Source organism: Cellvibrio sp., assembly GCF_046347455.1.
In the GTDB taxonomy this organism is placed as follows: Bacteria; Pseudomonadota; Gammaproteobacteria; order Pseudomonadales; family Cellvibrionaceae; genus Cellvibrio.
The window spans coordinates 1-14,174 of sequence record NZ_JAXMGC010000005.1 but is presented as its reverse complement, the minus strand read 5'-3'; the positions used below and the strand labels follow the sequence as shown (position 1 = coordinate 14,174).

Genomic DNA, 14,174 nt, shown 5'->3' with positions numbered 1-14,174 from the left:
ATTCAATGACTATAGCCCTGCATTTGGGCAATCTAAATCACCACCAAAATAGCTATCTACTACCAATCCACCATTCGTGAAATTTACCATCCAAGAATATTCTCCTTTCCTCTTTGGAATCGAAGAATTTAACATTTGCGCAACATATTTAAAACTCAACTTCAGGTCCACTTTAGAGAATTCGTCAACCGAAATCGAAAACATAAGGAAATTGTAATCATCCTGAATTTCATATTTGATTTTTTCTTTCTTGAAAAGAGTTTTTGAATCGATCAGCTTTAAAGACTCTTCAATAACTTCATTAGTAATAATTTTAGTCACGCCATATCCTTTGTGAATTGGGGTCAGAGCAAAATAAAAAAGGAAAATTTATCAGATTTACGAAACTCTCAATCTAATTTTACTCTGACCCCAATTTTTAAATAGCTACTTGGTGTAAGTGACGCGATACACCCGACCGCGTGAATCGTCAGAAATCAACATAGAACCATCACTTAAAAATGCCACATCAACTGGGCGGCCTAGCACATTTTCGTCGTGTAAGAATTCAACGAAGGGCGTGTCGGTTAACAACTGATTGCCTGCCAGCGTCACCAAGCTCACGCGATACCCAATTTTTTGGGTGCGGTTCCAAGAGCCATGTTCTGCCACAAATAATTGATTGCGGTACTGCGCTGGAAATTGGTTGCCGTTGTAAAAGGCCAAACCTAAAGGCGCAACGTGCGGGCCAAGGTTAGCAACCGGTGCAACATAATCAGAACAACTTTTGTTTTTACCAAATTCCGGGTCAAGTAAAACACCGCTGTGGCAATAAGGGAAACCAAAATGCAATCCTGCTTTGGGCGCACGGTTTAATTCACAGGAAGGCAAGTTATCGCCAAGCTCGTCGCGACCGTTATCGGTAAACCACATTTCTTTTGTGAGTGGATGCCAAGTAAAGCCCACTGAATTGCGAATGCCTTTTGCAAATACAGAGAAATTAGAGCCATCCGGATTCATGCTGTAAATTTTTGAGTAGGCTTCGTTTTCTTTGTCGCATACATTACAGGGCGCGCCAATCGGAATATAAAGTTTTCCATCGGGCCCTGCTTTAATTACTTTCTCACCATGCCAGCGATCAGTGGTTAAATCATTTTTAATGACCGTGTAAGAAGGCTTGTTCGCGTAAGTTTGATTAATGTTGTCGAAGCGGATTACGCGCGAAATTTCCGCAACATAAAGCGAGCTATTGAGCAAGGTCACACCTATAGGTGAATCCAAACCTTCGGCAACCGTAATCACCTTATCGGCTTTACCATCTTTATTAGCATCCACCAAAGCATAAACTTTTCCTGCCTTACGCGAACCCACGTAAACCACGTCGTTGCTATCGACCACCAAGGAGCGCGCGGTTTCTACACCTTCCGCATAAACGGATATTTGAAAGCCTTTGGGAACACGAATATTAGCGATGTCATCTGCCGCAGGGGCTTCTGCAGCAGCCGTAGGTTTGGTGAGAAGAAACTCGGAAAGCTGATCGATTTGCGCCTTGGTCAACAAGCCCTCCCAAGCCGGCATACCTTTAGCAACCAAACCTTTGCTGATGATTTTGGTGAAGTTGGCCTTAGTAGGTTCACCATTCAGCCAAACATTGTCCGCCAAGCTCGGCCCCAAGCCACCCTCGCGCTGCTTGCCGTGGCACTGCGCACAGTTGGCGGTGTAAATATCACTACCCGTTTCTGCTTGAGCAGCGCCTAGCGTTAAAAGGCACCCCGAAATAACTGCGCCGAATCTAGCTCTGATTTTCATTTTTGTTTCACCCCGTTCTGTTGGAAGCTCGCTAGCCGAGCCTAAGTGACTGCTTGCGCAACAAGATACCAAATAATGAAACGAAAAACGGTGGCCTTGTGTAAACAAATGCAAACCAATGAAGCCCTTGAACCGAAGCGCCGCCGCCAGAAACAACGAAGCCCGCATAAGCGGGCTTGTGATGGTCAAAAAGGAACCTCAAACTCGGATTACTGAGCAAGAGCGTGCATTTTGTCGGCGTATTCTTTAATGATCAAAATGGTAGAAATATCTGAATCAAAAATACCGTACATACCTTGCTCTTCTTGCGGTGGATCGCCCATAAAATCATCGCCAGATTGCCACCAATAATTTGAACGCGTTGTGCGGGCGGAGCCGTTCCATGCCCAGAAGTTGTAACCCACTATAGGGTCACCTGCTTTCACGCGGTTGTATAAAGTGTCAAATACCATGCGATAAAAGTTGTCGCGGTAGTGCGTGGTGGATTTAACATCGTAAGCACCAAAATCGCGGTCCAAACCGAACTCCTCCAGCACGAGCGGTTTGTTCACTTTCTTCGCAATATCAATATGTACATTTAAATATTCTTTAGCTTTGGCTACGCCTGCATCCCAAGTCTCTGCTGGCTTTTTCTGATCAAACCAACCCCAATTGCGAATCCACATGTGGTAGGTCATGTAATTAATATAGGGAGATGAATGTGCATCGCTATATAATTTTTCATCGCCATTTGAGCCCATTAAACCTTCGCTACCCGTACTTACCATATGATTGGGGTCGAGTGAGTGAATATATTTTGCAGTGTCGTTAATCCATTTTACGTAAATGGCTTTGTCTTTCTCTGAAGCTTTCCAATTACCTGCGCGTGGCTCGTTCGCTAACTGCCAAGACAAAATCGCCGGGTCGTTAACATAAGATTTGCCTGTAATAGTATTCACGCGGGTAACAATTTTCTTAATCGTTTTTCGCCATTCATCTTGCGCCTTTTTACTTTGGTAAAAGCTCGCAGACGTTTGCATAAAACTTTCCCAATCTTTGGTCACGTTTGGATCTTGCACTGGCTTGCCAGTAATCCAGCTCATGTATTGCGACATGCCGCCCGACCACTGCCAGAAATTATTTAAATAGATAACGGCGGTAATATTGCGCTTGGCAATTTCAGCCATAAAAAAATCCAAACCAGCAAGTAAATCTTCGTCGTGATTACCAAAGCCATTGGTGGTGGCGGGGCGAACAGCACTGTTGTGTTCTGCTTTTTCTGAAACAGCAAGAACGCGAATATTGTTAATGCCTAAGAGCTTCAAACTATCCAGTTCTTTAACAAGACGTGCGCGGTCACCAACCTTGCCAGACGAACCTAAATAGCCGCCGTACCACATATTGGTACCCACCACGTAGTACTGCTTCCCTTTCAATAAAAAGTTGGTGCCTTTGGCGCTGATATAATCATCTTTGCTCGCGATTGATGCTTGCTCAACGGCGAACACCACGCTCGTCGTAAAAAGCAAAAGGAGCGAAATGCTCAGGTTTATTATTTTGTTCATACTTATACCTCACTGATTGGAAACAGGGAATTCTTCAGATCCTAATTTAACTTGGACAAATAATTTATGGCTTCCATCATGGCGCGCCCGTTGTGATAGGGGCACTTCCAAAAACCTAATTTGTAATTAGCGATTGGTGGTTGCGTGTTTACTGTGGATAACCAAAGCCATTCGCCATGCTTGCGGTCGATTTGAAATTTTTTTATAAATGCCCAGCATTCTTCCGCAGCTTTTAAAAATTTAGCATCGCCCAATTCGCCATACGCAAATAAAAAGCCCACCAAAGCTTCCGCTTGCACCCACCACACTGCATCACATCGTTTTTCATGGGTAGCGAAATCGTAGGAGTCCAGGACTTGTCCTGAATCGCCAACACCTTCAGCCAAGGTTACTTCTGCTATTTTTAGCAAATCAAGCATTAGAGATTTACGATAGGCTTCGTCATTCAACGAATCCAAAGCTTGTGCAATTAGCCAGCTCGCTTCTATATCGTGACCGTATGTATAGCCGGGAGAGTGATCTACCCAGTTCAAATCCATAAACATACGCAAGTGATAAGTTTGTTTATCAATAATATGCTTATCAAATATTTCAATGTTGTAACGCAAAGCTGCGGTTATTGCAGGGTGCGAGTGAATTTTATTGAGCTGCGTGTAGGCTTCCAGAATATGCAAATGCGTGTTTTGTGATTTTGGGAAATTTAAATCCTTGTCACTCAAACGCGAATCGTCAAGCGAACCCCACTCACGCGTAAAGGCCTCTAAGTAACCGCCAAATTGTGGATCGCGCGTTTTAGATTCCACTAGATGAAAACAATCTAGCGCGTGAGTTAATACTTGGTTTTCTTGCGTTAAATTGTAATAGGCTGTTAATGCATAAATCACAAACGCCTGAGCGTATACTTGCTTTTTTGAATTGACTGGATTTCCTTGCGCATCCAACTCCCAGTAAAAGCCGCCATGCTCCTCATCAAAAAAGCAGCGCAATATATAGTCGTATGCGCGCTTGGCCATTGATGAACATTCATGCGCCTTTGGATTTTTCTCTAGGTGGTAGCGCGCCGCAACCTCACTAAAGAACCACAGAATTCGTGCGTTTAAGATAATACCTTTAGTCGCATTTTTTTTGGGTTGATTATTGGAATCAACCTCTCCGTAAAATCCACCATGTTCATTATCTACGGAATACTTTATCCACCAATTAACAATGGATTCGAGTTCCCGATAAAACTCATCTTGCAACTCACTTAGCGCATAAAAAGACGTAAAACTCATTATTGATCAAACCAAGTCTTTTAATATGTTTAAATTTGCGCTGATGAGTTCATTGCGTGCTGCAACTGAAGCAGCTGAACGCAATCCGTCTTCTGGAGTGTTTTTGCAATAATCAATGAGCTTTTCAACTGTGGTTGTCGCCACATGCATGCGCGTATCGGACGAGGCGTAGTAAATAAAAATTTCATTCTTTTCATTCACAATCCAACCATTTGCAAATGCAACGTTTGATACATCGCCTACGCGCTCCTCACCATGGGGCGCAATAAAATGACCTGCCGGACTATGGCTTACCACCCATGGTCGCTCCAATTCAGTCATAAACATATAAAGCGTGTAGCGCAAACCCGCTGCGGTATTACGCACGCCGTGCGCAAGGTTCAACCAACCTTCTGGTGTTTTGATAGGTGCTGGGCCCTGACCATTTTTAACTTCTTTAATGGTGTGATAGACCTTTCCATCCACAATGACTTCTGATCTCACTTCGGCGCGCGTCATGTCATCAACCAAACCCCAGCCGATACCACCGCCACCACCTACGCTGATAAAGCCATCTTGCGGGCGCGTGAACAAGCCGTATTTGCCGTCAATAAATTCTGGGTGCAAGACCACATTACGTTGTTGGCCAGAATAAGTAATTAAATCCGGTAAGCGCTCCCAGCTAATTAAATCTTTTGTGCGCGCAATACCGCACTGTGCTTCTGCAGCTGAAGTATCTTCCGGGTGATTTAAATCTTTGCGCTCTGTACAAAATAAACCATAAATCCAACCGTCTTCATGTGCGGTTAAACGCATGTCGTATACGTTGGTATCTGGGCGACCTGTTTCGGGCATGGTGATGGGGTAATCCCAAAAACGGAAGTTATCAATTCCGTTCGGGCTTTCCGCTACTGCAAAAAAGGATTTGCGATCAACGCCTTCAACACGAACTACCAAAATGTATTTTCCATTCCAGCAAATTGCGCCGGAGTTAAAGGTTGCATTAACACCTTGGCGCTCCATTAAAAATGGATTGGTTTTTTCGTTTAAATCATAACGCCAAAAAATAGGTGCATGTTCTGCGGTGAGAATGGGGTTTTCATAGCAGGTGTACACACCGTTGCCCATTTTTTTTGGTATGTTTTTTTGCGTTACCAGCGCTTCATGTTGCGCCAGCAAGCGCTGTACGTTTGCCTTAAATTGTGTCATTGGAAGTTCTCCATTTTTTGGCCTTCGGCGGCAATTAGGCCACCGATTTATTTTTACTTATTCGCGTTACAGCGATTAGGATTTCTTAAGAAGATGCTCGTCATTGGTTCCAATTAATAACTCATTGGGAACATCGGCAGGGTAATCTTGCAAATGCTGATACCAATTTTTCCACAGGAACAAGGTGCAAAGTCCGGCAACGCCTATGCAGACTAAGAATTCAGTTTGATAATGAATGACAAGAAAAATGGGCGCTGCAACCAAACTGGTTTGCCACACAATACCTACAACTACATTCACCATGTCGCGTACAAAGTTGTTATTTTTTGTGAGCGCTGGATGATCTGCTAAACACGCATCATGTACGGGTTTCCAAAATCCCCAAGGGCGAACTTTTAAATAGAACCGCTTTAGAATTTCTATATCTGTTGGCGCAGTCAATAGGGAAGCCAGTACGCAAGTAACCAAACACACAACAAACAACCAAGGGAATGCGTAAATAAAATCTATTTTTTTCAGCGCGAATCCAAACAGATTCAGCGTATTCGCCAGCGCGATATTTGCATCGGGTATCGCCAAAATAAGCGCAAGCGTAATGCCAATTGCCATTCCCCAGAAATAGCCATAGGCATTAAATCGCCACCAGTACCACTTGAGCACATTAGATGCGGTGTAACCGCCGTAAAGCCCACTCACAATCCACTGCAAAACGGTGTTCACACTCGGAATATAAAAGCCGAGCCCAACGCCTGTGACAATAAATACCAAAGAGACAATGTAGCTCATGTAAACGTAGCGCTTGGGGTGTGCGTTAGGATTTATGTAGCGTTTGTAAATATCATTCACAACATAAGCGGGCGCGGCGTTAACCGTTGCAGCAAAGTTAGACATAAAAGCAGCAAGCAAACCCGCAATTAATAAACCGAGCAAACCGCTGGGAATATAATTTTTTAATACGAAAGGAAGGATTTGTTCGAAATCCACATTTGAACCCATCGCACGCAAATCATTCATAAAAAAGGCGAGCGCGAGCACCGTCAAACCTGCAATCAACATATAGCGCGGAAACATCAGTACGACTGTAACGAAGCCGCTCATTTTTGCGGCGTCGCGCGGCGATTGGGTTGAGAGCACGCGTTGCATGTCATAGTTGGGCGCGGGGCCAGCAAGGCTTAATAAAACACCTTTAAACAACATCAACATGAAGAAGATGCCGAACAGCGAGTAACCATCCGCCGCAATTTTTTCGTTGGCTGCATCTAACCGACCCGCCCAATCCACATTGATATGCCAGTTGACCGCAAGACTATCCCAACCCGCAGGAACAATAGCGGCAATCATGTCTGGCGATACGCTGTTCATCGCAATAATGCCTACGCCGATACTCGCAATAGTCGTCACCACAAATTGGAAAACTTCGGTAAACACAACCGAGAACATTCCACCTTTGATAATGTAAAAGGTGGTGATCGCCGTCATACCCAAGCCATAGAACACATCGTTCATGTGCGGATCGTCGGAAAGCTTCCACGGAAAAAATACAGACGCAAATTTGCCGATCCCAATAAAGCCGTAAGCCAAAAAGCCAATCACGCCGACCAGTGCGAACGCCACCACAATAATATTGGAAAGCCGCGCACCGCGGTCATCACCAAAGCGGAAAATAATCCATTCAGCCCCGGTCATTACGCCCGAGCGACGCAACCAGGTTGCCAAAAACACCATGAGGAAAATTTGATTGAAGGTGGGCCACAGCCAGGGGATGTAAACGCTCGATAGGCCGTAGACGAACAGCAAATACACCAACCACATGGTGCCGGAAATATCGAACATACCTGAGGCGTTGGACAACCCAAGCATGTACCACTTGAGTTTATTACCACCCAAAAAGTAACTGTTGATGTCTTTAGAGGCGCGAGCAGATACCCAAAAACCCACGCACACGGTTGAGCAAATAAAGGCGATGACAATCAAGATGTCGAGCAAGGGGAGATTCATGGTGTTTTCCAATTATTATGTTGTCCCGCAGGATCTTTTACGGCTGCTTTTTCACGAGCCCGCTCGGGGAAAATCCGAAGCCAAAGATCATGCCTAGCGCCTAAAACTTGTTCAACTAAAACGGTTACATCTTTACAAAAATAGATACTGGCTCAATACGCCCGCCGAGCCTAAAGGAATTTGCACGACGGAAAACCGAAACACTTGGATTCGGGCGCACAATGTAATCGGTTACAGAATAAATTGCCAGCTAATTTCAATGGCATGGGGAAAAATTTCTTCCTCGGCAGCCTGTATTTACACCGTGATAAGCCTTATTGTTACACCCGCCAAGCAAGTAGCAATAAACCACTACCCACTGATGTTTAAGAAGAGACAGATTTATGTCCAGTATTCGCGATGTTGCCCGTATAGCAGGTGTTTCCGTGGCCACCGTTTCCCGCGCACTGAGCATGCCTGAAAAGGTATCTCCCGATAGCCTCGCCAAAGTTCACAGCGCCATCGCCCAAACCGGGTACAAACCCAACATGCTCGCGCGAAACTTCCGTTCCGCACGCTCCTATGCGGTGGTGGTTTTGGTTCCCGATATCGCCAACCCTTTTTATTCCCTATTCATTCGCGCCCTTGAAGACCGCGCCCAGCAAAAAGGTTATGCAGTACTTTTGGGTGATACGCGCGGAACATCTGAGCGCGAACTGGAATACATCCGCCGCGTAGAAACCCGCTTGGCCGATGGGATTATCCAGTTACGCCCTAGCTCAGAAAAAAGCCAAAACAACATTCCGCCGAACATTCCTTGCGTCAACGCCTGCGGTTGCGAGTACACCACCGGCCCTGCCATTCGCATCGACAACCGCAGCGCCGCTAAAACCATGGTGAACTATTTGATCTCCTTGGGGCATCGCCGCATAGGCGTGATTTCCGGCTTGAAGGACAACCCCCACGCCATAGATCGTCTGGAAGGTTACAAAGAAGCACTCGCGGAAGCGGGGATTCCCTTTGAGAAAGACTTGATAGCCGAAGGCGACTTCACCATGTGGTCTGGACTCAATGCTGCGTTCCAGTTCTGCAACATGAAGAATCGCCCCACCGCGATTTTTTCCATGAACGATGAAATGGCCATTGGCGCAATGCAAACGCTAAAGAATCAGGGTATTCGCATTCCGGAAGATATGTCTGTAACCGGCTTTGACGATATCGCCTACGCCAAATATTCCGATCCAAGTTTGACCACCATTTCCCAACCCGCTGAGGAAATGGGCAAGATGGCCATGGACATGTTGCTGAAAGTGATTGAAGGGGAACCGCTGAGCCAGCGCGAGTGCGTGTTGCCGACGGAGTTTATTATTCGTAAGAGTACGGCACCGGTTAAAACGGCGCCTTAAATATGCGGTTGTGGAATGTAAACTTTCGATTTTAAAAAGGGCTTAGCGCCCTTTTTTATTTTGTGTAAACACCATTGCAGTGATCAATCAATTCCACCGCCGCGACGATCAAATGGTAGAGCGTACTCGCCGGAGCCACGTCCACCACCACTTCGTCATTAGCACCGCGTTGATCGACGTAAGAACCGGGCGTACTGGCGCATAGGTAATAGGTAAATAGGTCATCCACACCTTTGATGGCAACCGCTTCTGCCTTTGGATTCCCTGCACGAATTTGCACAAGGCTCGCTTTGATTAATTCGGTAATACCCCAGCAGCGTTTTTTAGGATCTATAACGCGACCATCTGGCGCGACAGCATCGAACAGCAAACCTGATTTATCCATGCCGATTTGCAAGCCTTTTTCGTAGAGTGCCTTGGTGTAATGCCCAACCGGGCGACCGCTGCGGCGGCTGTACCAGTCCAAGAGCCACACCCACTCCATCATATGACCGGGTTCAACCACATCGCCTTTCGGTGAAGGGCAAAGCGACCAATCTTCTTCAAAAAACTCAAACAGAACTTGTTTTTCGGCATCGAAAAAATGGCTTTGAAATAGCGCGAAAAGTTCGCCCACACGCGCCAACCATTTAGCATCTTGGGTTGCATCGTAAAGTGCGAGGAATGCCTCGAACAAATGCATATGCGGATTTTGGCGGCGACAAGCGTAGTCGTAGTCGCCCTCAATCCAGCCACCTACCGGCGACCCGAATTTAGCATCCAAATGCGCAACTAACTTCTCCGCTTCTGCAAGCGCACTTGCGTCACCGCAAGCGCGGTAAACCCACGCGTTAGCGAGCAAGAAAAACGCGTGGTCGTAAAGATCTTGTTTGGTGTCTATGACCCGGTAATTCTTATCCAGCAAATGGCTATAGCCGCCACCGGAAGTGGGGTGCGCCGCGTGTTGTTGAACGAAGGCCAGCATGCGTTGGGCGACGGCTTTGCCGGAATCACACCAGCCGCGATCGGCCGCTTGGGCGAAGAAAAAGGCTTGGCGAGCTTGCACCCTTACGCGAGTTGTGGAATCGAAGTCTACGTCTCCGTTGACCAGAAAACGTTCGTAATTAACACCATTTTGGGAATTGATACCGCGGCTTAGCCAGAGGGGAATTGCGTCGTTTTTTAACCAGTTTTCGAGGCGCTGGGCCTGAGCCTTTAGCTGAGCAGACATGGGTTATCCTTAAGCAGACGGAAATTGGTATTGGACGAACTATACCCATTCCAGAAGAAAAGTTGAAATTTTTCAGTAATTTAGGCGCGTAAAAAACCCCGGCAAGCCGGGGTTAAAGAAACAACAGCGGGCTAACACCAGCAAATATCCCGAAGGACTTTATCGGCACTGATAGCTCATCAGCAGCGATACCGCCAAACAATCACCGGCAAGGTTCACGCTTTGGCAGTCTGGATAACACTATGATGCCAACAAGTGTAACCGATTACAAGCCGTTCGTCTGCTAAATGGCTCGCCTGATTAGAACCTAGCTAAACCTGCTTATTTAACACCTCTATGAAAAGGCGCTCATTACTCCGACTCGACCAAGTAGCGCTCACCAACACGGGAATTAAAGCTGAGCGTATAACCGATCGACGATTTCTCACTCTTTAGCCCCAGAGGTTTAATTATGACTGGCGTATTGGTTCTAACGACGCACTTCCCGCCGTTACGCGACAAAACTGTCGCTTGCGTGATTTGGTTATTTTGCCAATTAATATCCACCACAAAATTACCGCGAGCAACTAAGCCAGTTACCTTTCCAGATTTCCATGCGGATGGCAAAGCCGGTAACAAATGAATTTCGTTATTTTGGCTTTGCAACAGCATTTCAATAACACCCGCAGTGCCTGCGAAGTTTCCATCGATTTGGAAAGGTGGGTGCGCGTCAAACAAATTGGGATATGCACCGCCGTGGCCGGCATAGGGATTATCCTTTTCGCGGGTAATGCGCAGCAAATTTTTAAACAATGTGTAAGCGTGATCGCCATCTAATAAACGCGCCCACATGTTCACTTTCCAAGCCAAGCTCCAGCCGGTGCCATCATCACCGCGAAGCTCCAGCGTTTTCTTTGCCGCATTCGCTAGCGCCGGTGTGGCGAGTGGAGAAATTTCGTGCGCTGGGTGCACGGCATACAAATGCGAAACGTGGCGATGATGCGGCTCAACTTCTTCAAAATCTTTATACCATTCTTGCAGTTGGCCTTTGCTACCAATTTGGTAAGGCAATAATTTCTTCTTGCTGGCAATTAGTGTTTTTCTGAACGCTTTATCGGTATTTAAAATTTCACTCGCTTCAATAACGTTGCCAAATAAATCTCCAATAATGCCAATGTCCATAGTTGCCGCAACAGTGATGTTACCTTTCTGCTGCTGACCTGCTTTATCGGTGTAGTAGTAAACGTTTTCGGGTGATGTGGATGGCATGGTAATCAAGTGGCCATCTTTATCTTTTTGTAACCACGCAAGACTAAATTCCGCTGCGCTTTTTAGCAGTGGATAAATTTGTTTCAAATATTCTTTATCACCGGTGAATTGATAATGCTCCCATAAATGACGGCTCATCCAATTCGCGCCCATATACCAGTTCGCCCACATTGGGTCGAGCTTACCTAATTCGCCTACGGGGTTTGATGTGGCCCAAATATCTGAATTGTGGTGAACCACCCAACCCGGTGCATGGTAAAAAGTCGCAGCAGTTTCTGTTCCGTTTACCGCCAGATTTTTTATTAAATCATTGAGCGGCGAAAACAATTCCGACAAGTTAGCGGTTTCAACCGGCCAGTAATTCATTTGAATATTGATGTTGGTTGTGTAATTACTGCTCCAAGGCGGACGAACTTCTTTATTCCAAATGCCTTGCAAATTAGCGGGCGCATTGGGTGTGCGTGAGGACGATATCAACAAGTAACGACCAAATTGAAAATACAATGCTTCCAAATCGTTATCTGTTTTTCCTACAGTGTACTCTTCCAAGCGCGTGTCTGTTGTCAGGTTGGATTTGGTGGCTTCGGTGTCTGCATTGATCTGCAGTGAAACACGATCAAAGAACTGACGAAAATCTTTTTGGTGCTCATCAAAAAGCTGTGCGTAAGTTTTACCTTCGTTTTTTTCGAGATAAGTCTTAACCAGCTGGTGTTCATCCGCGCCTTGGTTGAAGGGGCACTTATCAAAGCCGTTGAAACTGGTTGCGGCTGAAATTAATAAAATAACTTCTGACGCATTACTGACGCTGATTTTATTATCGGCAATTGCGAGCTTGCCGTCTTTTACAATTGGCTTCACCGCCAATTCAAAGCGCATACCCCTGCAGCTATCTTTTTCGTCGTATACAATCGGCTCACGTTTTGCGCCGAAATAACTCGGGTCGACGTGGGATGGTGCTCTACCGTTTAGTACCAAGGTCTCTGTAGTTGTGGAGCTGGAATATTTCAGCGGGCTTTTGGTGTTGGCCGTAAATGAAATCTGATTCGCTTTATCGGCAGAAAGGCGAACTACAATGGCTTGGCCGGGCGCAGAAGCAAATACTTCACGTTTGTAATTCACGCCGTTCGCTTTAAAACGTGTGGTTGTTAAACCATCGCGAATATTTAAGTCGCGTGAGTAATCTGAAGTAGTGCCGGTCAAGGATTGTGACAACTGCAAGTCACCCAATGGCAAATAACTTTCGGTAAAGTAACCCTGCATGTTTTTAACAATTTCGCTGGCTTTTACATAATCACCTTCTTTCAGTGCTTCACGAGCTGGCGCCAAAAATTCGTAGGCCTTGGGGTTTACATTTTTAGCAACGGGGCCACCACTCCAAAGTGTCGCTTCATTAAGCTGAATAAGCTCCTCGTTCACCTTGCCAAAAACCATGGCGCCCAAACGACCATTTCCCACGGGTAAGGCTTCTGTCCATTTTTCGGCGGGCTTATCGTATTTCAACGTAAGTGAGTTGGTGGGCTCGGGCGCGGCTTGCCCAAACGCCAAGCTTGAGACAAAAAGAAGCAGAAGGCCTTTGTATTTCATAAAGGAATACCTGTTAGCTGATGAGTTGTTATTGTGAGATGCTTTAATTGTATTATAAATAAGGATAATAACCTGTGTTTGGCGAAAATGCTAAAAATGATAGGCAAAAAAAATCCCCACGGCACTTAGCGTGCGGTGGGGATGTGTACATCAAAGGCGGCTTACTTCTTTACACCTTCAACATTCAGAGACAATTTCACAGTCTCTGACGCTGGGCCGAGCGGGAAAACAATATTGTAGTCTTTCAATGTCAACTCAGCTGTGCCTTCAAAGCCTGCGCGGTAACCGCCCCATGGGTCTTTACCTTCGCCAACTTTTTTCGCAGCGATAGTGATGCTTTTGGTTACGCCATTGAGCGTGAAATCGCCAACCAAATCGAAACTGTCTTTATCTTTTCCTGCTACGACTTTCTTGCTTACGAAAGTTGCTTTAGGAAATTTTTCAACATTCAAAAAATCTTTGCTGCGTAAATGTTTGTCGCGCTCAGCATGGTTTGAGTTAACACTGTTGGTATCAATGGTAACGTTGATAGTACTTGCTTCTACTTTTGCTGGATCGTAAGAAAAATCACCAGAGAAAGTATCAAAGCGACCAGTCAACACACTGTAGCCTAAGTGTTTAATCGCAAAGTTAATTGACGCGTGAGCGCCTTTGGTGTCGATAGTGTAATCGTCAGCCAATGAAGGCAGGCTCACAACACCAAGTGTACTGAGTGCCAAAACGGCGAGTTGTTTTTTTGCAAACATAAATTGCTCCTGTTGATTTTGACTTTGGTTGATTGCAGACTTAAAGAGAATCGTCCGAGGGTTTTAACATTCGAACGAGCGTTTTATCGCGTTTGATAAAGTGGTGAAATAATGCAGCAATTGCATGGAGAGCGACTAATGCAATTAGTCCCCACGCAACGTATTTGTGAATTTTGCCTGCGCGATCGATATTATCGGCGGATAGCTCG

Annotated in this window: 11 protein-coding genes; 1 reads left to right on the top strand and 10 read right to left on the bottom strand. The window is 45.7% G+C overall.

The genetic code is table 11. From position 1 onward, the window contains the following. Positions 1-9: 9 nt before the first annotated feature. From U1F02_RS10280 to U1F02_RS10255, 6 genes are all read right to left on the bottom strand, one after another. Positions 10-321, bottom strand: a complete 312-nt coding sequence (locus tag U1F02_RS10280; RefSeq protein WP_409990301.1) for a hypothetical protein — start codon at positions 319-321, stop codon at positions 10-12. Positions 322-426: 105 nt separating this feature from the next. Further along, complete coding sequence (locus tag U1F02_RS10275) at positions 427-1,788, bottom strand: PQQ-dependent sugar dehydrogenase (protein ID WP_409990300.1); 1,362 nt, start codon at positions 1,786-1,788, stop codon at positions 427-429. A gap of 209 nt (positions 1,789-1,997) precedes the next feature. Beyond that, on the bottom strand, positions 1,998-3,332 hold the full coding sequence (locus U1F02_RS10270) for a glycoside hydrolase 5 family protein (protein WP_409990299.1): 1,335 nt from the start codon (positions 3,330-3,332) through the stop codon (positions 1,998-2,000). Between the two features lie 41 nt (positions 3,333-3,373). Further along, positions 3,374-4,606 carry an AGE family epimerase/isomerase gene (locus tag U1F02_RS10265; RefSeq protein WP_409990298.1) on the bottom strand — a complete coding sequence of 411 codons (1,233 nt, stop codon included), beginning with the start codon at positions 4,604-4,606 and terminating at the stop codon, positions 3,374-3,376. Between the two features lie 6 nt (positions 4,607-4,612). After that, on the bottom strand, positions 4,613-5,794 hold the full coding sequence (mgp130, locus tag U1F02_RS10260; protein WP_409990297.1) for a 4-O-beta-d-mannosyl-d-glucose phosphorylase Mgp130: 1,182 nt from the start codon (positions 5,792-5,794) through the stop codon (positions 4,613-4,615). Between the two features lie 75 nt (positions 5,795-5,869). Continuing rightward, positions 5,870-7,792 carry a sodium:solute symporter family protein gene (locus tag U1F02_RS10255; protein WP_409990296.1) on the bottom strand — a complete coding sequence of 641 codons (1,923 nt, stop codon included), beginning with the start codon at positions 7,790-7,792 and terminating at the stop codon, positions 5,870-5,872. Positions 7,793-8,175: 383 nt separating this feature from the next. Between U1F02_RS10255 and U1F02_RS10250 the strand changes: the two genes are divergently transcribed. After that, entirely contained in the window at positions 8,176-9,177 is a 1,002-nt protein-coding gene (locus U1F02_RS10250) for a LacI family DNA-binding transcriptional regulator (protein WP_409990295.1), read from the top strand. Between the two features lie 55 nt (positions 9,178-9,232). Here the strand turns inward: U1F02_RS10250 and U1F02_RS10245 are convergent, their stop codons facing one another. From U1F02_RS10245 to U1F02_RS10230, 4 genes are all read right to left on the bottom strand, one after another. After that, the gene (locus U1F02_RS10245; RefSeq protein WP_409990294.1) at positions 9,233-10,387 is read right to left on the bottom strand and encodes an AGE family epimerase/isomerase; all 1,155 of its coding nucleotides are present in this window, start codon (positions 10,385-10,387) and stop codon (positions 9,233-9,235) included. Between the two features lie 351 nt (positions 10,388-10,738). Beyond that, positions 10,739-13,219 (bottom strand): glycosyl hydrolase family 95 catalytic domain-containing protein, encoded by a 2,481-nt coding sequence (locus U1F02_RS10240; protein WP_409990293.1) that lies wholly within the window; start codon positions 13,217-13,219, stop codon positions 10,739-10,741. 161 nt (positions 13,220-13,380) lie between these two features. Continuing rightward, positions 13,381-13,965: a YceI family protein gene (locus tag U1F02_RS10235; RefSeq protein WP_409990292.1), complete on the bottom strand. Its 585-nt coding sequence runs from the start codon at positions 13,963-13,965 to the stop codon at positions 13,381-13,383. Between the two features lie 40 nt (positions 13,966-14,005). Continuing rightward, on the bottom strand, positions 14,006-14,155 hold the full coding sequence (locus U1F02_RS10230) for a cytochrome b (RefSeq protein WP_409990565.1): 150 nt from the start codon (positions 14,153-14,155) through the stop codon (positions 14,006-14,008). Positions 14,156-14,174 lie beyond the last annotated feature (19 nt).

What these genes read in the sequence shown, in the direction of transcription:
- U1F02_RS10275 (WP_409990300.1), bottom strand. Translation starts at nt 1,788, where the DNA reads ATGAAAATCAGAGCTAGATTCGGCGCAGTTATTTCGGGGTGCCTTTTA.
- U1F02_RS10270 (WP_409990299.1), bottom strand. Translation starts at nt 3,332, where the DNA reads ATGAACAAAATAATAAACCTGAGCATTTCGCTCCTTTTGCTTTTTACG.
- U1F02_RS10265 (WP_409990298.1), bottom strand. Translation starts at nt 4,606, where the DNA reads ATGAGTTTTACGTCTTTTTATGCGCTAAGTGAGTTGCAAGATGAGTTT.
- mgp130 (WP_409990297.1), bottom strand. Translation starts at nt 5,794, where the DNA reads ATGACACAATTTAAGGCAAACGTACAGCGCTTGCTGGCGCAACATGAA.
- U1F02_RS10255 (WP_409990296.1), bottom strand. Translation starts at nt 7,792, where the DNA reads ATGAATCTCCCCTTGCTCGACATCTTGATTGTCATCGCCTTTATTTGC.
- U1F02_RS10250 (WP_409990295.1), top strand. Translation starts at nt 8,176, where the DNA reads ATGTCCAGTATTCGCGATGTTGCCCGTATAGCAGGTGTTTCCGTGGCC.
- U1F02_RS10245 (WP_409990294.1), bottom strand. Translation starts at nt 10,387, where the DNA reads ATGTCTGCTCAGCTAAAGGCTCAGGCCCAGCGCCTCGAAAACTGGTTA.
- U1F02_RS10240 (WP_409990293.1), bottom strand. Translation starts at nt 13,219, where the DNA reads ATGAAATACAAAGGCCTTCTGCTTCTTTTTGTCTCAAGCTTGGCGTTT.
- U1F02_RS10235 (WP_409990292.1), bottom strand. Translation starts at nt 13,965, where the DNA reads ATGTTTGCAAAAAAACAACTCGCCGTTTTGGCACTCAGTACACTTGGT.